The sequence below is a fragment of the Pseudomonas sp. MAG002Y genome, from assembly GCF_019400845.1.
GTDB classification, from domain to species: Bacteria; Pseudomonadota; Gammaproteobacteria; order Pseudomonadales; family Pseudomonadaceae; genus Chryseomonas; species Chryseomonas luteola.
This window is the reverse complement of the sequence record NZ_WOEJ01000014.1, coordinates 87568-106343: the sequence shown is the minus strand read 5'-3', so window position 1 is coordinate 106343 and position 18776 is coordinate 87568. Positions and strand designations below refer to the sequence as shown.

Here is an 18776-nt window from a genome sequence, read left to right as displayed (position 1 = left end):
ATCGTCGCACAGGGCTAATGGCGTTGTGCGTCGTTGCCTCATCTGTATCCTTGCGGAGCAGATCTTTCCGTTCGCCTCAGCCCTTGCCTGAAGGAGAGCGTCATGAGCGATACCCCAGAAACCCCCACCTCGTTACCCGTCGATGATGCGCGCAATGAGCGCCACCGTGAGCGAATGGTCCGTAAGAAAGCTGTCATGGACGAGCGGATCGCCAATGCACAGAATGAGCGAGGCTTGCTGCTGGTACACACCGGTATCGGCAAGGGCAAGAGCAGCTCTGCCTTTGGCATGGTGGCCCGAGCCTTGGGGCATGGACTGAAAGTGGGCGTCGTACAGTTCATCAAGGGACGCGTCAGTACCGGTGAGCAGATGTTCTTCCAGCGGTTCCCCGAGGAGGTCCGTTACCATGTGATGGGCCAGGGATTCACGTGGGAGACCCAGGATCGTCAACGGGACATCGAAAACGCTGCCAGTGCCTGGGCTGTGGCCAAAGCATTATTGAGTGATCCTGAAATAGCACTCGTAGTGCTTGATGAACTGAATATCGCATTCAAGCATGGCTACCTGAAGGTTGAAGACGTGCTGGCGGATATCGAGGCGCGTCCGGTCTCCCAACACGTTGTCGTAACGGGGCGCGGTGCACCGCAGGCGCTGATCGACGCGGCTGATACCGTCAGTGAAATGGGCTTGGTCAAGCATGCCTTCCAGAGCGGCATTCGCGCCCAGAAAGGAATCGAATTTTGAACCTGCATGATCATCGTCGGTGTCCGGCGCTCCTGGTTGCCGCGCCGGCCTCCGGCCAGGGCAAGACCAGTGTAACGGCAGCCCTGGCACGTCTGCATACAAGACAGGGCCACAAGGTACGTGTGTTCAAGTGCGGCCCGGACTTTCTCGATCCCATGATCCTGGCCCGTGCGAGCGGTGCGCCGGTGTACCAGCTTGACTTGTGGATGGTAGGGGAAGAAGAAAGTCGCCGGCTGCTATGGGAAGCAGCAGGCGAAGCTGATCTGATCCTTATCGAAGGCGTCATGGGGCTGTTTGACGGCACGCCGTCTAGTGCGGACCTGGCACGTCGCTTCAATGTGCCGGTACTGGGTATTATTGAGGCGACCGGCATGGCGCAGACCTTTGGGGCATTAGCCTACGGTCTTGCACATTATCAGGCGGATCTGCCCTTTGCTGGCGTGCTGGCCAATCGTGGCTCCAGCGCCCGGCAGACCGAGCTGCTCAAGGCCAGTTTGCCAAGCGGTATGCGCTGGTTTGGTGCCTTGCCGCGTAACTCGGGTATCGAGTTGCCGAGCCGGCATCTTGGGCTGATCCAGGCTGACGAGTTGTCGGATCTGGATGCACGTTTGGACGCTGCGGCCGATGCCATTGCTGCCAGTGCCGATACCTCACTACCGGAGCCTGTGCTGTTTCAGGCCCCTATGAAGAAGAGCGTCGAACCGCTGCTGGCTGATGTGCGCATCGGGGTGGCACGCGACGCGGCACTGTCGTTTCTGTATCAGGCGAACCTTGATCTTCTACGCGCCATGGGCGCTGAGATTCGGCATTTTTCAGTGTTGCAGGACCAGCAGTTACCGGAAGTAGACAGTCTCTACTTGCCGGGCGGTTATCCTGAATTACATATTCAACAGCTGTCTGGAAATACCGCCATGCAGTCTGCTATTCGGGCGCATCATGCCGCAGGCAAGCCCATTCTGGCCGAATGCGGGGGGATGCTCTATCTGCTGGAGCGCCTGGCTGACAAGACAGGCGAGCAGGGCGAGATGGTTGGACTTCTCGAAGGGGAAGCTACCTTGCAGCCACGTCTTACTGCACTGGCGCTGCAAAGCGTTGCCTTCGAGAGCGGCACCTTGCGTGGCCATACGTATCATCACTCATCCTTGGAATCGCCACTGACTCCAACGTTGCGTGGTATCTGTCCCAATGGCAAGGCCACGGCGGAGTCGGTGTTCCAACAGGGCCGCCTGACTGCCAGCTACATTCACTTCTACATGCCATCCGCCCCCGAAACGGCGGCTGCCCTACTAGCACCATGAATCCTCACGCCTTTCCTTCCGCCGAGCAGGCCGGCGTCTATCGTGCTATCGCCGAACGACGTGACATGCGTCATTTCAGTGGCGGCCATGTACCGGAGGATCAGCTGCGGCGGCTGTTGAGCGCTGCTCATCAAGCGCCAAGCGTAGGCCTCATGCAGCCATGGCGCTTCATGCGCATTACTGATCAGGAACTGCGTGCCGAGCTTTACCGGCTGGTCGAGTCCGAGCGTGTCTGCACGGCAGAGGCGCTGGGTGAGCGTAGCGATGAGTTCATGCGGCTCAAGGTGGAAGGCATAAAAGAGTGTGCCGAGCTGCTGGTGGCTGCCCTAATGGAGGGGCGAGAAGCCCATATCTTCGGACGCCGTACGCTGCCTGAAATGGACGTGGCATCGCTGTCTTGTGCGATCCAGAATCTATGGTTGTCCGCCCGGGCGGAGGGGCTTGGGATGGGGTGGGTTTCGCTGTTCGACCCGGCTGCGGTGGCTGAACTGCTGGGGATGCCTGAAGGCAGCAAGCCGCTGGCCATCCTGTGTCTTGGGCCTGTCGAGGCCTTCTACAATCAGCCCATGCTGGTCGAGGAGGGTTGGCGAACGGCTCGCCCGTTGGATGAGCTTGTATTTGAAAACCGCTGGGGTTCTGTCAAGGAGACTGGGAAGACATGATTCTGGCCCTGACCACCTTTTTAGGTGTACTGCTGGATACGATACTGGGCGAGCCTCGACGTTGGCATCCTCTGGTGGGATTTGGCCGGTGGGCAAACGCGCTGGAGCGCCGTTTCAATCCAGGCGGTGGCGGCTGGCGCAGTCACGGGCTGACGGCCTGGTGCATGGCTGTACTACCGTGGGTCGTCTTGGTAGCACTACTCGATCAGATTCCCTACGTAGGCTGGCTGGTTGAGGCGCTGGCGCTGTACTTCGCGCTTGGCCTTAAAAGCTTGGGCGAGCATGCCAAGCCCATTGCGCTGGCGCTACGGCGTAATAATTTGGAAGAGGCGCGGCGGCGTGTTGGCTATGTGGTCAGCCGGGAAACCCGTGAGCTGGATGAAGAGGCTGTCGCGCGGGCAGGTACAGAATCCGTACTGGAAAACGGAAGCGACGCTGTTTTTGCGGCTCTCTTCTGGTTTGTCCTGTTAGGCGCCCCAGGTGTTGTTCTATACCGCTTGGCCAATACGCTGGATGCCATGTGGGGCTATCGCAATACACGCTTCGAACGCTTTGGCTGGGCGGCTGCACGCATAGATGATGGGCTCAACTACGTGCCGGCGCGTCTGGTGGCATTGACGTATGCACTGTTGGGTAACTTTGGCTCCGCTCTGCATTGCTGGCGAACACAGGCGCCTCGTTGGGACAGTCCCAATGCCGGTCCGGTCATGGCGGCGGGCGCCGGTGCGCTGGGCGTGACACTGGGTGGTCCAGCGCGCTATCACGGCGAGCTACATGATCGGCCTGTTCTGGGATTGGGGCCTGCACCCACAGCGCACAGTATCGATATGGCACTGCTGCTCGTCCGTCGGGGCGTCATGCTCTGGGTGGCAGTTATCGTGCTGGGAGGCGTGATCAGTGCTTGAGCATGGCGGACGTCTGCGCAAGGCTGCGCAGCGTTATGGTATCGCGTTGGAGGATTGGCTGGACCTGTCGACAGGGCTTGCGCCTATGCCCTGGCCAATACCCCACATACCGTTATCAGCCTGGGCGCGTCTGCCCGAGACAAACGACGGCCTGGAGGAGGCTGCCGCTTGTTACTACAGGGCTTCACGGGTGCTGCCTGCTGCCGGCTCGCAGGCGGCCATCCAGGCTCTTCCCACACTTCGTCCTGAGGGGCGAATAGGCGTACTGGCACCCTGTTACGCCGAACACGAGCAGGCCTGGGAGCGAGCAGGGCATTATGTTGTACCCCTGTCACTCGACGATGTAGAGGCAGCGCTAAGCACGCTTGACGTCTTGGTTCTGGTCAACCCGAACAATCCTACCGGACAGCTTATCGAGCCTGAGCGGCTGCTCCGCTGGCATGCCAAGCTGACCGACCGGGGTGGTTGGCTAGTCGTGGATGAGGCGTTCATGGATCTCTCTCCCGCTTACAGTCTGGCTTCATGGACGGATCGGCAGGGATTGATCGTACTGCGGTCTTTCGGGAAATTCTTCGGTCTTGCCGGTATCCGCCTGGGCTTTGTGCTGGCTGAAGCGAACTTGCTGGAGCGACTGGACGATATTTTAGGCCCTTGGACAGTCAGTGGTCCAGCACGGGCCGTGGCACGTGAAATTCTGCTCGATGAGGGTGGTCATGACCGGCAACGCAAGAGGCTTGCGACGGCAGGGCAGCGCCTGGCTGATGTATTGACCGCTCACGAGCTGGTCCCTGATGGAGGGTGCGGTCTGTTTCAATGGTTGTCTCGACCCGATGCTGAGGCGCTTCATGAATTCCTGGCCAGACGAGCCATTCTCACGCGTTTTTTCCCTTCAATAGCGGGCATCCGCTTTGGTCTTCCCTGTGATGAAGCCGGTTGGACGCGACTCACCCTGGCTTTGCAGGCATACAAGGATTCCTTATGACAACCGTGATGGTGCAGGGCACCACCTCCGATGCCGGCAAGAGCACCTTGGTCGCCGGTTTATGCCGCTGGCTCAAACGCCAGGGAGTGGCTGTCGTACCGTTCAAACCACAAAACATGGCTCTCAACAGTGCCGTCACGGCAGACCATGGTGAGATAGGGCGCGCCCAGGCTGTACAGGCTCAAGCCTGTGGAATCGCGCCGCATACAGATATGAATCCCGTGTTGCTCAAACCCAATACGGACATCGGCGCACAGGTCATTATTCATGGTCGTGCAGTGGCTACGATGGATGCCAAGACCTATCACGGCTACAAGCGTATCGCTCGCGAGGCGGTGCTGGAGTCCCATGCGCGTCTGGCCGGCCGATACGAGGTGGTCATGGTGGAAGGAGCAGGCTCGCCCGCAGAGATCAACCTGCGTGAAGGCGATATTGCCAACATGGGGTTTGCCGAGCGCGTGGACTGCCCGGTTATCCTGATCGCCGATATCGACCGGGGCGGTGTCTTCGCCCATCTCGTGGGCACGCTAGAGCTTCTCAGCGAGTCGGAGCAGCAGCGTGTGGCAGGTTTCGTCATCAACCGTTTCCGAGGCGATATTGCATTGCTCAAGCCGGGCCTGGACTGGCTGGAAGCGCGGACGGGCAAGCCGGTGCTGGGTGTTCTGCCTTACTTGCACGACCTGCATCTCGAAGCCGAAGATGCGGTCGATACGCGACAGATCGCCAAGCGGGACGAGGTTATCCGAGTGGTGGTGCCGGTGTTTCCACGCATCAGCAACCACACTGACTTCGATCCGTTAAGGCTGCACCCCCAAGTCGAAATCAGTTTTGTAAGACAAGGTCAGGCGCTACCGCCTTGCGACCTGATCATTCTTCCTGGGTCAAAAAGCGTGCGAGGCGATCTGGCCTTCATGCGCAAACAGGGGTGGGATACTGATATCCAACGGCATCTCCGTTATGGAGGACGCGTGCTGGGTATTTGTGGCGGCTATCAGATGCTGGGCCGTACCGTAAGTGACCCGCTCGGGTTGGAAGGTGATCCAGGTGACAGCGCAGGTTTGGGCGTGCTCGACATGAACACCGAGCTGGCCGCTGAAAAACAACTCCGTAATGTCGCGGGGTGCCTGGCGGCTACCCGGTCTGCCGTAACAGGGTACGAGATTCATGCGGGAGTCACCGAAGGGGCCGCCTTGGAGCGCCCTGCCATTATCCTGGATGATGGTCGCTGCGATGGCGCACTGAGCGAAGACGGGCTGATCATGGGAACCTACCTGCATGGGTTGTTCGAGTCGCCTGATGCGTGCACCGCCTTGTTGCGCTGGGCGGGGCTGACTACTCCTGAACGTGTCGACTACCATGCCTTGCGCGAGCGCGATCTCGAACGGCTGGCGGACTTGGTCGACCAGCATCTGGACACCGCGAAATTGCGTGCTTTATGTGGAATAAACCAATGAAGGAATTGATTCTGGGGGGCGCGCGTTCGGGCAAGAGTCGCCTTGCAGAAAAATTGGCCACTGACTCAGGTCTGGATGTCATCTACGTTGCGACGGCCCAGGCCTGGGACGGCGAAATGCGTACCCGAATTGCCCAGCATGCCGACCGCCGCCCCGTTGAGTGGAGACTGGTGGAAGAGCCTCTTTATCTAGCTGCGGTGCTGCGAGCTCATGCTTCGGCTGGGCGCTGTCTTCTGGTGGATTGCCTGACCCTCTGGCTGACCAATCTTCTAATGGCAGAGGATGCCACTATGCTTGCCCGGGAGCGAGCAGCCTTGCTGGAAGCCCTATCCGAACTACCAGGCCATATCATTCTGGTCAGCAACGAGACTGGCATGGGAGTAGTGCCGCTGGGTGAGCTAACCCGGCGCTATGTCGATGAGGCGGGCTGGCTGCACCAGGCGCTGGCCGAGCAATGTGATCGTGTTGTGTTGACCGTGGCAGGTTTGCCAATGACGCTCAAAGGAGCTTCTTTATGACGCAGTACTGGTGGCAGGCACCCTGTCAGCCATTGGATGAGCGGGCCCGCCAGTTGGCGACGGCCCGCCAGGCGCAGCTTACCAAGCCGCGTGGCGCACTCGGGCTGCTGGAGCAGGTTGCGATTGATCTGGCGGCGATGCAGGGACGTGAACGGCCTGTTATCGAGCACGTGGCAATCAGTGTCTTCGCAGGGGATCACGGTGTCGTGGAGGAAGGGGTGTCGGCCTATCCTCAGGCGGTGACAGGCGAAATGCTGCGCAACTTTGTTGGCGGTGGCGCTGCCATCAGCGTTCTGGCGCGTTCGCTCAAGGCTCCGCTGGAGGTCATTAATCTGGGAACCGCTGAGCCAATGGAGGCGTTGCCAGGCGTTATTGATCGTCCTCTTGGTCCAGGTACGGCCAACTTTACTCGCGAGCCGGCCCTGACTGTTGCTCAATGCGAGGCAGCTCTGCAGGCGGGACGAGACAGCGTCCAGAAAGCCAAGGCAAGTGGCGCTCAGCTGTTTATCGGTGGTGAGATGGGGATTGGCAACACCACGGCGGCCAGCGCTATGGCTTGTGCATTGCTGGAAGCTTCACCCCTCGCGATGACGGGGCCGGGAACCGGACTCGATGCAGATGGCATCGCCTTGAAGGTCGCGGTTATCCAGCGTGGTCTGCTACGCCATGCGGAGTCATTGAGTAACCCGCTAAAGGTGTTGCGCCGTCTGGGTGGCTTCGAGATTGCCGCGTTGACCGGCGCTTACCTTGCCTGCATGCAGGAGGGGGTTCCGGCGTTGGTCGATGGGTTCATCAGCTCTGTTGCCGCCTTGTGCGCCGTACGAATGAGCCCCGCCGGGCGGGAGTGGCTGCTGTTTGCTCACAGCGGAGCCGAGCCGGGCCATGCACTTGTGCTTGAAGCACTCAACGCTCAGCCGCTGATTGAGCTGGGGCTGCGTCTGGGGGAGGGAAGCGGTGCAGCATTGGCGGTGCCCTTGCTTCAGTTGGCGTGTCGCCTGCATGGCGAAATGGCGACCTTTGCCGAGGCCAGCGTATCGGATCGCCCGGCATGAGCCTGTTTCTGTTGAGACATGGTGAGACACAAGGGCCGGGTGGTTTTCGGGGGCGTCTGGATCATCCGCTTTCGGAGCAGGGCTGGTCCAGTATGCAGGCCGCGGTCCAGGCATTACCGTCATGGGAGTTGATTATCAGCTCACCCCTTGAGCGGTGTCGAGCCTTTGCCGAGTGGCTGGCAGGTATGCAGACAGTGGAGTGCAAACTTGAGCCTGACCTGCGCGAGTTGGACTTTGGCGATTGGGAGGGGCGTACCGCTGCCGAACTGATGGAGGATCAGGCTGATGCCCTAGGCCAGTTCTGGGCTGATCCCTACAGTTTTACGCCGCCCAATGGAGAGCCGGTGGCCACGTTCGAACAGCGTGTCCTAGGCGCCATGGAGCGTATAGTCAGGCATACAGCGGATACGTGCGTACTAGTGGTAACCCATGGCGGCGTTATCCGGTTGTTGCTGGCACGGCAGCAGGGGCTACCTCGCAAGGATCTGCTTCAAGTAGAAGTTCCTTATGCCAGTCTTCATGCTTTTGAGGCGTCTGCCTTGAGCGGCACGTACCCACCATGCTGCCCTTCCTGATTGCCCTGCAGTTCTTGACTCGTCTGCCGGTACGCCTGCCCGGCATGCCTCCACCCGAGAAAACCGGTGAGTCTTTATTGTGGTACCCCATGGTAGGCGTGCTGGTGGGTACCATTTTATGGCTGCTTGGCAACCTGCTCGGGCAAGCGGCTCCGGTATTACAGGCCGCTATTGTTCTGGCTGTATGGGTCGCGCTGACCGGTGCGCTGCATCTGGATGGCCTAGCGGACACGGCAGATGCCTGGGTCGGTGGCTTTGGTGACCGTGAACGCACCCTGACAATCATGAAGGACCCTCGCTCCGGCCCGATGGCGGTCGTTGCGGTGATCATTGTGCTCTTGCTCAAGTTCGCGGCGCTTTTCGTACTGCTTGAGCACCACCAGTTGGATGCCGTCCTGCTAGTTCCCTGGCTTGCGCGAGTTGCTCTGCCTGGGCTGTTACTCGTGACTCCTTATGCAAGGCCGGGAGGCTTGGGTCAGGTGCTGGTCAATCACATGCCGAAGCGGTTGCTGCGCCTTGTACTGGCCGCCCATGTCATCGTCATGTTGCTCGTGATACGAGAAAGCCTGATCGCTTTGCTGATGGCAGTGCTGCTCTTTCTATGGCTTCGTCGAGCATTCATGAGACGCCTGGGCGGGACTACTGGCGATACGGCGGGTGCGCTGGTCGAGTTGCTTGAGTGCGGTGTTCTGGTTGCGCTAGCCCTGACGAGTACCTGAATAAAAACGCCGCCTCAAGGGCGGCGTTTTTTCATACGTGTCTATCAGAAGCGATAGCTGACCTGAGCGGCCAAGCCATGGGCGCTGTTTTCAACCTTAGCACTGTAGGCCGGCTGCAAAGCAGTCGCTTCACGATTGATTGAGGCCTTGTCTTCCCACAGGTAGGCATAGGCAACATCAACAGTCAGATCAGGCGAAGGAGACCAGCCTGCACCAATCGATACGGTCTTGCGATTACCCACCGGAATACGCACGTTGCGGTATTCGTTGTCGGTTGGCGACGGATCGATTGCGAAACCAGTGCGCAGTACCCATTGGGGGTTCAGCTGATAGGAAGCGCCGATGGCATAGGACCAAGTGTCGTGCCATTTGAGTTCTTCATCCACTGTGCCGAGGACATTGCCCAGAGTAGGTACTGTAGGTGTTCCACTGTTTTGTACTTCCAGCTTGTCCAGACGGCTCCAGCGGGTCCAGGTTGCGCCACCGTATAGTGTCCAGCGATCGTCAAGCTTGTAAGTAAAGGACGTATCCAGCGATTCAGGGGTAGTGATATCCAGCTCGGCATCGTACTTGCCATTCAGCGGGCTGATCAGGCGATTGACGACGGGAGACAGACTGGACACGCCACTGGCCTTGGTATGGCCCTCCAACTTGTATTTCACTTTGGAGTGGTAGGTGACCCCGACCGCTAACTGATCCGTTACATCGGCCAGCACGCCAATGTTGTAGCCTAGCGCAACATCATCGCCCTTGATTTTGACTTCCGCATCACCGCCGCCCAAGGGGGCAAGGGACAAGTTGCTTTCCAGCTTGCCTGCTATTCGGTTGATCGTAGGGCCAAAGCCAACGGATACGCGGTCATTGATCTTGTAGCTCAGCGTTGGTTGGACTGTAATGACCTCAACCTTGCTGTACGATCCGTGATAACGACCCTGGAAACTATTTTCATAGTCACTGATCAGCGCGTAGGGTACATAGATACCCAGACCAAAGTGCCAATCATCATTAAGTGGTGTTACAACGTAGCCGAACGGAACGGCGGATGTTGGCACCATATCCCCTTCGTTGGTGCCACGCGCATTCGAACGTACATTACTAAAATCGCTACTGGCATCAATTACGGCCGCTCCGCCGCTGATTTCAGTACGCTTGAGCTTGGACATGCCAGCCGGGTTACCAAAAACGGTCGAAGCATCCAAGGCAGAGGACGAACGACCGGCAAAGGAGGTCCCCATGCCACTGGCGCTTTGCTCGTTGATGGCAATGCCGTTGGCAAGGCTAAGGCTAGAAAAACTGGCGACAGCCAGCGCAATTGCTGTTTTCAACCCTGTTGTTTTCATTGTTAGCGCAACTCCAGAAGATGACGCGGGCGGAAACTATCAGAACGGTGACCTTTTACCAACAGCCACGACGAGCGTATCGCTCAAAAAAGGTTTTAACAGTCTATTGGCCGTTATTCAAAAAAGACTACCGGGTCATACTCAGGCTACCTGGTTCCACGTCTCGCTGCAGCGCTGCCAGGCCATGTGAAAGTCGTGAAGACGGCCTCTAGGATTGAAAACCTTACGCCATAACCGGGCCTGCCCCTGATGGTCGTCAGGCTCCGGTAAGGGCAGGCGTGATTCTTCGATCATGAGCCAGGCGATTGCTGTGGCATAACGAAGGTTGACGGTCAGCTCCAGATGAGGCGCCCCGAAAAAGGCATGTTGACTGGCGAGGCCTCGGACAAGGCTGGCCAGCTCAGGGTCGCGGGCCAGATAGTAATCCCAGAGGGCGGCATGCCGTTCGGCGGAAATTCGGTAAATACCGTGGTATTGCTGTGTTTCAAGCGTGGCGCCTAGCGCAGACTGCGTGGCGGCGGTGGCCAGCAGCATGGCCTCTGCTGCCAGAGAATAGCGGTCTAGATAGACCAGGGTGGGACGAATAACATACTGACTCAATTCGCATGCAGCGATTCCCATGGCTACCTCATCACTAAGACAATGACCCGCTCGAGTCGAATGCCTGGTCGGTTGATGTTGTTTTCGTGTAGCCCCGACTTCTCTTGACGTTAGGCCTTGAACTTCAAGTTTAGCTTTAAGTTTCGCACGTAAACCTAGGCCCTTAGACGATTTTGAAGTTTTCATCCCTGCCCATATTCCGCTTAGTCACGTTAGACTCATGCCGCCAGGTTCGGATGGCGGTCGCCTCGGCAGGCTGGTGCCTGTCTGGTCATGCCGTGCAGCCTGCCCTATGTTCTAAGACAACGAAGCGCCCCAAATGTGGCAAATCGGGACGCTTGATAAGCATTAAGCGGCTTAATCTGGGCCTTTGATCTGCCTGAACGCTTCAGGATGGATATACTTCCGGTAACAGTACTGGAGGATTTACGTGGCTCTTGCTATCCAATGGCTCAAAGACGATGCCAGCCTTGCTCGACAATGCGCGTTCTGGCGCACCTTGCCCTTCATCGTGCTCGACACCGAGTTCATGCGGGTCGATACCTTCTATCCCATTGCGGGCCTCCTTCAGGTCGGCGACGGGCAGGGCGCTTTTCTGATCGACCCATTGACGATCAGTGACTGGGCGCCGTTGTCTGGGCTGTTGGAAGACAAGCAGGTCGTAAAAGTCCTTCATGCCTGCAGTGAGGACCTTGAGGTTCTGCTCAAGCTGACCGGAAGCCTCCCCGAGCCGCTATTCGATACGCAGCTGGCGGCTGCCTATCTGGGGCTGGGCCATTCGATGGGATATTCGCGTCTGGTACATGAACTGTTAGGTATCGCCTTGCCCAAGGACGAGACACGCTCGGACTGGCTTCAGCGACCACTGACGGAGCTACAGGAGCGCTATGCCGCGGCTGACGTGGAGCATCTGGCGGAATTGTATCTGGCGTTGTCTGAGCGCCTGGATCAGACGAAGCGGGGATGGCTCTTGGAAGATGGCCGTGAGCTGGTAGCCAACCTTAAGCAGGAGTCGGACCCCTATCAGGCGTATAAAGATGTCAAGCTGGGCTGGCGCCTGTCGCGTCAGCAGCTGGCTGTGCTAAGGGCCATCTGTGCGTGGCGCGAGCAGGAGGCAAGGTTATGTAACCAGCCTCGCAATCGTATTGTGCGCGAGCGCTCCCTGTGGCCTCTGGCGCGACTTCAGCCCAAGGACAAGGTCGCGCTGGCCCGTATTGATGACATGCATCCTCGTACTGTACGTCAATACGGCGATCACCTGATCGAGCTGATCAGCGAGGCCGCCAAGACGCCTCCGGATCAATGGCCTGAGCCGTTATCCGAGCCGCTGCCTCCGGAAATCTCGCCGATTCTGAAGGACCTTCGTCTCATTGGCCAGAGTGAAGCTGAGCGCCTGACCATGGCGCCTGAACTCATGCTGCGAAAGAAAGTGCTGGAAGCCTTGATTAAGAGTGGCTGGCCGGATGGTCAATATGTTTTACCCGACACGCTGCGCGGATGGCGCCGCGAGTTGATGGGGCAGGCCTTGCTGGATCGCCTGGCTGCCTTGCGAACCTGATGTTATCCGGAGTACCCATGAAACGAATCTGTTCCATTTACAAAAGCCCGCGCAAAAGCGAAATGTACCTCTACGTCGACAAGCGTGACGGGCTTGCCCGCGTACCAGAAGGGTTGATTGCAGCCTTTGGTACCCCTCAGCTTACGTTTGAATTCGTTCTTACGCCGGAACGACAGCTGGAGCGCGAAGACACTGCAAAGGTTTTGGAAAATTTGGAGAAGCAGGGTTATCACCTGCAGATGCCACCACCTCAGGAGGAGTACATTGAGCATCTGCCTGAGCATTTGCTGCGTATGAACGACCCCGTGTAACGCGACAGTCATCACCACTGCTTGTCAAGGAAAGACCAGATCATGCGTTTCTTGTTGTTGGAAGACAGTTATCAGGACTATCTCACCGCGTTGCATGGGTTGGACGCCTCTCTGGAAATAGTCGGAGGTAATGATCCGGAAAAGGTGGCAGGCGTAGCTGCCGAGTGCCAGATCTGGCTAGGGCAGCCAGATCTCGTCGCAAAGATTCTGGATCAGGGGCTCAAGCCCTCATGGGTTCAGTCCACCTGGGCGGGCATCCGGCCGCTACTGGCCTCCGGGTTAACGCAGGACTATGTGCTCACGCGCGCAGTGGGCGTGTTCGGGCAGCTGATGAGCGAGTATGTGTTCGGCTATCTGCTTGCCCATGAGCGATGTCTCTTGGAGCGCGCTCGAAAACAGGCGGATCGACTCTGGGAAGCCTGTACCCCCGGCTCGCTGGCAGGGCGACGTGTTCTGATTGTCGGGGCCGGTGACATTGGCCAGGATGTAGCACGCTTTCTAGCGCCTTTTGGAGTTGAACTCTACGGTATTGCCAGAAGCCCGCGCGCACTGCCCGGCTTTCTTGACGTGCATGGTCTTGAGGACTTGAGTCGTGAGGCCTCGAAAGCTGACTACCTCATCAACCTTTTACCTGACACTTCGCATACGCGTGATCTCTATACGCTTGACCTGTTCAAACAACTGAAGCCTTCGGCACTGTTCGTAAATGCAGGACGTGGCACTGCCGTTGTGGATGCCGATCTGGTAACAGCATTGGAGCAGAAATACCTGGCCGGCGCCGTGCTCGATGTTTTTCGAGAGGAGCCGCTGCCTAAGACTCATGCGTTCTGGTCGGCGCCTGGACTGATCATTACCAGCCATACCGCGGCAGTGTCTTCGCCCCCTTATATTGCCCGACTCTTTCTTGAAAACCTGAGCCGCTACCGCAACGGAGAGGCATTGAAAGGGCAGGTGGATTTCAAGCAAGGGTATTGATTGCGTGCAGAGCCGGCCTATTCGTAAGCCGGCTCTGTGGCGGCATTAGCCGAGAGTGTAAGGGCCTTCGGCAGCCAACTCTTCGACTGGCCGACGTGGGCTGGGCAGCTCACGGGCCTGTAATTTCTCAGACAAAGACGATTTGTCGCCCAGCTTGCCAATGGCAATTGCCATTTCGATCTTGAAATCGGTGGGTACTTTCAGCTCCTGACGAATCAGATCGTACTCGATACCTGCCATCCCGTGGGTATGAAAGCCCAGCTTGCCAGCCTGTAGAGACATAAAGCCCCAGGCTGCGCCGGTATCAAAACTATGGCTACCCAGCGGAACCTCATCGCTGCCGCCGGGCGGTACGAAGGTGGTTTTGGACAAGACGATGACCAACGCCGCAGCATGTTGTGCCCAGCTACGATTGTATTCACTGATCAGCTTGAGAAAGGTATCCCAGTGCGCAGAGCCACGGCGAGCATAGAGGAAGCGCCAGGGCTGAGCATTGTAGGCCGAGGGCGCCCAGCGAGCGGCCTCGAAGATACTCATCAACTGGTTTTCTTCTATAGCGGCATCACTGAAGGCGCGGGGAGACCACCGTTGGACGAATTGCGGGTCGACTTCATACTGCGGAACACGAGTGCTAGCGGTCATGTGACGTCCTATGCAGGTAAAGTGTTACGCGTCGCCCTGGTTCGGCCTGAAGGAAATGATATGAGGCACGCCATGCAGAAGCCATCATCCTGACTTCAGCCATTCTGGCCGCGGATGCTGTTTCGCCTGCGCATGGGTTCGTCACATTTTACGCTCAGGCAGGCCCATGAGCTGCGCATCTGGAGAAGCCCTGTAACGTTAACCTCCAGAAGGCTGCGGCGACAAGCTGCACGAGCGGTGCTTGGCCGATTCGTGCATGAGGACTAGACTGCGCGCTTTTCGCAACCGACTACGTTCATGGCTGATATCACTCGACCTTTCTGGAAACGCAAGACCCTAGACCAGCTCGACCAGGGGGAGTGGGAGTCCTTATGCGACGGCTGTGGCTTGTGCTGTCTGCAAAAGCTGGAGGATGAGGACGATGGCAGCGTGTATTACACGCGTATCGCCTGCAAATTACTGGACCTGAAAACCTGCAAGTGCACCCGCTACGCCGAACGGAAGCAGTTTGTGGCTGATTGTATTCAGCTCACCCCAGGACAGGCTGATGAATTCAAGTGGCTGCCGCCCACCTGTGGCTATCGCCTGGTGTCAGAAGGCAAGGACCTGCCGCTCTGGCATCCCTTGGTCTCGGGAGACGAAAGCGCCGTACATGATGCCGGAATCTCCCAGTCGGGCCGCATGCTGAGTGAAACCCAGGTAGCGGAAGAGGACTGGGAAGACTATATGATCTTTCGGGCGGGCTGAGTCAGCCCACCGGGGACGGATCGGTCAGCGATGCGTTTCCGGTAACGGTTACCGTCTGCGTGGCGCTGGTCGCACTTTCCATCAAGCGTTTCAAATGAGTCAGGTCTCGGGAAGCCTGTGACGCCGGATCGCGTTTCATGATCTTGGCGAGGCTGTGCCCCAGTACGCCGCCTGGCGGATCATAGGCAATCAGGGTTTCGACTTCGGTACTACCATCAGGACGCTCATTGAAGGCTACCCAGCCCATCGTATTGAGATCGCCGCCGGCGATGGAGCGCCATCCAATCAAGTTGCCAGGCTCGTCCTCCGTAATGACTGAATCCCACTCCAGCGGGCCGGTTGGGCCTTGAATCACCCAGTGAGAGCGTTTGTCGTCCAGGATGTCGATGCGCTGGATCAGCTCCATGAATGCAGGCAGGTTCTTGAAGTCGCGCCAAAACCGATAGAGCTCGTCCTTGGGTCGATTGATAACCACGCAGCAAGACTCGGTCTTGGCATTTTTCCAGTGATAGTCGCGCATCAGCTGGCGTTCAAACTCACTATGGCTCAACGCTTGTTTGGCAGCACAATGCCCTGAATAACCTCGGTAAAGCGCCAACGCCCCGACCGCCATCCTGGCAACCCCGAGCAGGCCGCCCTGTCGTAGTCCCTTGATCAATAGCAGGCCACCCCCTGTCAGGGAGGCAACACGCTCAAGTCCCCCCACATTTTGCACGCGGTCTGAAAGATGGCTGTTCCGAGTAGCACGGCGGCCCAACATGGCAAGCTCCTTGATGACAGGCAATTACAAAAAGACCGCGCCAAGGCAAAGCTGTTCCGGTGGGATCGATAGCTGGTTAACAGATCGGAGCGTTTCCAGCAGGCAGGGTCTGATGCTCTGCCTGCTGGAAGCGTATCAGTGACTCAGTCCAAGAACCTTGAGCAGGAAAGCGTACTCAAGTGCTACGTCACGTAGCGCCTGATAACGACCGCTCATGCCGCCGTGACCTGCGCCAAACTCGGTCTTGAGTAGCAGCAAGGCATCATTCGTGCGCGTGGCTCTGAGCTTGGCTACCCATTTGGCCGCTTCCCAGTACTGCACGCGAGTGTCGTGATAGCCTGCTACGGCCAGCAAGGCTGGATAAGCCTGGGCCTTTACATTTTCGTAAGGCGCATACGCAGCGATGCGGGCGTATACATCGGCCTCACCTGGATTGCCCCATTCATCGTACTCGGTGACGGTCAGAGGAAGGTCGGGCTTGAGCATCGTATTGAGCACATCCACGAACGGGACTTCTGCAATGGCTGCTGCAAACAGATCAGGCCGCTGATTGAGCACGGCGCCAATTAACAGGCCGCCAGCACTACCGCCGCTGATGCATAACTGCGAGGCGGTGGTATGCCTCAGATCGATCAGGTGTTCGGCGCAGGCAATAAAGTCATCGAACGTGTTCTGCTTGTTTTCCAGCTTGCCCGCCTGATACCAGGCTTCACCCAATTCGCCACCGCCTCGCACATGTGCGATGGCAAAGGTGAAGCCACGGTCCAGCAGACTCAAGCGTGCATGGGAGAACCAAGGGTCGAGGCTGTGACCATAGGCGCCATAACCGTACAGGTACAGCGGGGTGGGCTGGCCCATCCGATCCTTGCGCATGACCAGGCTGATCGGGATCTGCGTGCCATCTGGCGCCGTAGCCCACAAACGTCGACTGACATAGTCGTCGGCATTGAACGGCCCCTCTACCGGGACTTCCTTCAAGACCTGTTGTTCGCCGGTGGCAAGGTCTAGTTGGCGTACCTGTGCAGGGCGATTGAGTGACTCATAACGCAAACGCATGACCGGGCTGTCAAACTCCAGCACGTCGATCATCCCAAGGTTGTAAATCTCGTCAGGTAACTGTACCCGATAGGCAGGTGCGTTTTTGGGGCGTACCTCGAGCACCGGCAGGCCTGACTCGCGCAGATTCAGGATATAGCCGTTGGCATTGAGGTTTACCTCTTCAAGCATGCGCTCGGGATCATGTGGAACCAGCAGCTCCCAGTGCTCACGGCTGGGCATGTCATCAGGCGCTTGATACAGGGCATAGTTGATACCTGCCTGATTGCTTCGAATCATCCAGCCATCAGCTCCATGATCAGGGAAGTACTCATGACCTTCCTGACGAGGGGCTACACAGACGAAAGCCTCGCTTGGCCGGTCCGCGTCCATGACCCAGGCTTCACTGGTGGTCTTGCTGTGGGAAAGGAGAATCAGCTTGCGCTCGGAGCTTGAGCGGTAGCATCCAATAAAGAAGCGGCCATCCGTCTCGTGGAAGACCATTTGCGCCTCTTGGTCACCCAGGCGATAGCGATAGAGCTTGTGAGGGCGATGAGCCTCGTCACGCTCTCCGAAAAACAGGGTTTGGCTATCGCCAGCCCAGGTCATGCTGCCATCGCAGTCATTGAAAGGAAGTTCGGTCAAGTCGCCTGATGCCAGGTCTTTTATAAACAGACGATAGGTTTCGTCACCGGTCTGGTCCAGGCTGTAACCCAGCTTGGTCTGATCAGGGCTGAGCGTGAAACGGCCAATTGACAGAAATCCGCCACCGGCCAGTTCATTGGCGTCGAGTAGCAATTCCTCCTGGGACTCATCGATGGTCAGCGAGCCGTCCTGGGGGCGAGGGCAGCGGTAATGGCGCGCATATTCATCACCGGCGCGGGTTCGGTGGTAGTAGAGATAATCTTTGTACGGTACCGGCAGTGACAGGTCCGTCTCCCGGATGCGTCCCTTGATCTCCTGGAAAAGTGTCTCACGTAGCGCGGCTTCCGGCTGCAATACCTCGTCCAGATAAGCATTTTCAGCTTTCAGATAGGCCAGCACTTCAGGATCATCGCGTTTCTCCAGCCAAACGTAGGGATCTGCGCCGTGCGTACGTTGAGCGAGAGGAGGTTGTGTCATGGGGTGACTCCTTAGGTGTCGGTGGACCGGTTTTGGGTGCCTGTGCATGGGCAGGGCGCGAGTAGGGGCGCCCAACCGTGCAAAAGTCGCTATCATAGGCATCCTTTTTATAGACCCGCCATGTATCGAAATGACTGAGCATGATTACCTGATTGCCTGGGCTGTCTATGGTGTTGCCGCACTAGGCTGTCTATGGGTGTGTTTCAAAGCGACCGGCTGGATGTGGCGTTGGCTGCGAGAACCCATCCGTTTGATTGTTGCCCTGATACTGTTCTCTCCGACGATAGCAGACCCTGAGCACAGCTTTTACGCACCCTCCAGCGCCATTGTCGTCATGGATCTCGGCTTCCATGTAGGAAACAGTGCCTGGCGGGCTGTGGCGGAAATGGCGTTGTATGGGTGTATCGCATTCGCGGCATATTTCATCTTCGCGCTGATCCGCTGGCTGTTTCAACGCTCCCGACGCAATGATGAGGCTGCCAACCAGACACCACCGCCTGCCGACCAGCCTGCTCCCACGGCAGCGAACAACCCCTCGCCATCATCCCCACCATCACGGGTCCCAGAGCGTCGTACGCGCATCGAGCCGCGCCTGTAGCTATCACGCCGCCCTTGTCTGTTTGCAGGCTGGGGCGAATGTTCTCCGTCTGGCTGGGTCCATCTCTGTGTATGTTCATAAAACAAGTGAATGATAGGAAGCCGCCGGGAGTACCGTCAGGTAGCCGTTTTATTGCCGTATCGTCGTCAAACAGCTGATTCGAAACTGTTTCTTGGACA

Annotated in this window: 20 protein-coding genes; 15 read left to right on the top strand and 5 right to left on the bottom strand. The window is 57.9% G+C overall.

Going from position 1 to position 18776, the window contains the following annotated elements:
• Nucleotides 1–102: 102 nt before the first annotated feature.
• Genes cobO through GM154_RS19125 form a run of 10 tightly spaced genes read left to right on the top strand, consistent with a single transcriptional unit; the run spans nt 103 to nt 8909 of the window.
• Complete coding sequence (cobO, locus tag GM154_RS19170; protein WP_010794738.1) at nt 103–744, top strand: cob(I)yrinic acid a,c-diamide adenosyltransferase; 642 nt, start codon at nt 103–105, stop codon at nt 742–744.
• Nucleotides 741–2042, top strand: coding sequence for a cobyrinate a,c-diamide synthase (locus GM154_RS19165; protein ID WP_219653069.1), 1302 nt, complete (start codon nt 741–743; stop codon nt 2040–2042). The genes cobO and GM154_RS19165 overlap by 4 nt, the downstream gene beginning before the upstream one ends.
• Nucleotides 2039–2704 carry a 5,6-dimethylbenzimidazole synthase gene (gene bluB / locus GM154_RS19160; protein WP_219653068.1) on the top strand — a complete coding sequence of 222 codons (666 nt, stop codon included), beginning with the start codon at nt 2039–2041 and terminating at the stop codon, nt 2702–2704. Before GM154_RS19165 ends, bluB begins: the two co-directional genes overlap by 4 nt.
• Nucleotides 2701–3609 (top strand): adenosylcobinamide-phosphate synthase CbiB, encoded by a 909-nt coding sequence (gene cbiB / locus GM154_RS19155; protein WP_010794735.1) that lies wholly within the window; start codon nt 2701–2703, stop codon nt 3607–3609. The genes bluB and cbiB overlap by 4 nt, the downstream gene beginning before the upstream one ends.
• Entirely contained in the window at nt 3602–4591 is a 990-nt protein-coding gene (gene cobD / locus GM154_RS19150; protein WP_219653067.1) for a threonine-phosphate decarboxylase CobD, read from the top strand. The genes cbiB and cobD overlap by 8 nt, the downstream gene beginning before the upstream one ends.
• Nucleotides 4588–6045 (top strand): cobyric acid synthase, encoded by a 1458-nt coding sequence (locus GM154_RS19145; RefSeq protein ID WP_219653066.1) that lies wholly within the window; start codon nt 4588–4590, stop codon nt 6043–6045. Before cobD ends, GM154_RS19145 begins: the two co-directional genes overlap by 4 nt.
• On the top strand, nt 6042–6563 hold the full coding sequence (gene cobU, locus GM154_RS19140) for a bifunctional adenosylcobinamide kinase/adenosylcobinamide-phosphate guanylyltransferase (RefSeq protein ID WP_219653065.1): 522 nt from the start codon (nt 6042–6044) through the stop codon (nt 6561–6563). The genes GM154_RS19145 and cobU overlap by 4 nt, the downstream gene beginning before the upstream one ends.
• Nucleotides 6560–7615, top strand: coding sequence for a nicotinate-nucleotide--dimethylbenzimidazole phosphoribosyltransferase (gene cobT / locus GM154_RS19135; RefSeq protein WP_219653064.1), 1056 nt, complete (start codon nt 6560–6562; stop codon nt 7613–7615). Before cobU ends, cobT begins: the two co-directional genes overlap by 4 nt.
• A complete protein-coding gene (gene cobC, locus GM154_RS19130) occupies nt 7612–8190 on the top strand; it encodes an alpha-ribazole phosphatase (protein ID WP_219653063.1) in 579 nt (192 codons plus the stop codon). Before cobT ends, cobC begins: the two co-directional genes overlap by 4 nt.
• On the top strand, nt 8175–8909 hold the full coding sequence (locus GM154_RS19125) for an adenosylcobinamide-GDP ribazoletransferase (RefSeq protein ID WP_219653062.1): 735 nt from the start codon (nt 8175–8177) through the stop codon (nt 8907–8909). The genes cobC and GM154_RS19125 overlap by 16 nt, the downstream gene beginning before the upstream one ends.
• Nucleotides 8910–8953: 44 nt before the next feature.
• Here GM154_RS19125 and GM154_RS19120 read toward each other — a convergent pair whose 3' ends face one another.
• On the bottom strand, nt 8954–10249 hold the full coding sequence (locus GM154_RS19120; protein ID WP_010794728.1) for an outer membrane protein transport protein: 1296 nt from the start codon (nt 10247–10249) through the stop codon (nt 8954–8956).
• 141 nt (nt 10250–10390) lie between these two features.
• On the bottom strand, nt 10391–10870 hold the full coding sequence (locus GM154_RS19115) for a hypothetical protein (protein WP_010794727.1): 480 nt from the start codon (nt 10868–10870) through the stop codon (nt 10391–10393).
• Nucleotides 10871–11279: 409 nt separating this feature from the next.
• On the opposite strand from GM154_RS19115, the gene rnd reads away from it, so the two are divergent.
• Genes rnd through GM154_RS19100 form a run of 3 tightly spaced genes read left to right on the top strand, consistent with a single transcriptional unit; the run spans nt 11280 to nt 13693 of the window.
• On the top strand, nt 11280–12407 hold the full coding sequence (gene rnd, locus GM154_RS19110) for a ribonuclease D (protein ID WP_150347154.1): 1128 nt from the start codon (nt 11280–11282) through the stop codon (nt 12405–12407).
• Nucleotides 12408–12424: 17 nt separating this feature from the next.
• The gene (locus GM154_RS19105; protein ID WP_019366981.1) at nt 12425–12718 is read left to right on the top strand and encodes a YcgL domain-containing protein; all 294 of its coding nucleotides are present in this window, start codon (nt 12425–12427) and stop codon (nt 12716–12718) included.
• 42 nt (nt 12719–12760) lie between these two features.
• Nucleotides 12761–13693 carry a D-2-hydroxyacid dehydrogenase gene (locus GM154_RS19100; RefSeq protein ID WP_219653061.1) on the top strand — a complete coding sequence of 311 codons (933 nt, stop codon included), beginning with the start codon at nt 12761–12763 and terminating at the stop codon, nt 13691–13693.
• A gap of 45 nt (nt 13694–13738) precedes the next feature.
• Here the strand turns inward: GM154_RS19100 and GM154_RS19095 are convergent, their stop codons facing one another.
• The gene (locus GM154_RS19095) at nt 13739–14335 is read right to left on the bottom strand and encodes a nitroreductase family protein (RefSeq protein WP_019366983.1); all 597 of its coding nucleotides are present in this window, start codon (nt 14333–14335) and stop codon (nt 13739–13741) included.
• 297 nt (nt 14336–14632) lie between these two features.
• Between GM154_RS19095 and GM154_RS19090 the strand changes: the two genes are divergently transcribed.
• Nucleotides 14633–15082, top strand: a complete 450-nt coding sequence (locus tag GM154_RS19090) for a YcgN family cysteine cluster protein (RefSeq protein ID WP_010794722.1) — start codon at nt 14633–14635, stop codon at nt 15080–15082.
• A gap of 1 nt (nt 15083) precedes the next feature.
• Here the strand turns inward: GM154_RS19090 and GM154_RS19085 are convergent, their stop codons facing one another.
• Nucleotides 15084–15842, bottom strand: coding sequence for an SRPBCC family protein (locus GM154_RS19085; RefSeq protein ID WP_219653060.1), 759 nt, complete (start codon nt 15840–15842; stop codon nt 15084–15086).
• A 135-nt stretch (nt 15843–15977) separates the two neighbouring features.
• Complete coding sequence (locus GM154_RS19080) at nt 15978–17999, bottom strand: S9 family peptidase (RefSeq protein WP_219653059.1); 2022 nt, start codon at nt 17997–17999, stop codon at nt 15978–15980.
• A 130-nt stretch (nt 18000–18129) separates the two neighbouring features.
• Between GM154_RS19080 and GM154_RS19075 the strand changes: the two genes are divergently transcribed.
• Nucleotides 18130–18597 carry a hypothetical protein gene (locus GM154_RS19075; RefSeq protein ID WP_026004109.1) on the top strand — a complete coding sequence of 156 codons (468 nt, stop codon included), beginning with the start codon at nt 18130–18132 and terminating at the stop codon, nt 18595–18597.
• Nucleotides 18598–18776 lie beyond the last annotated feature (179 nt).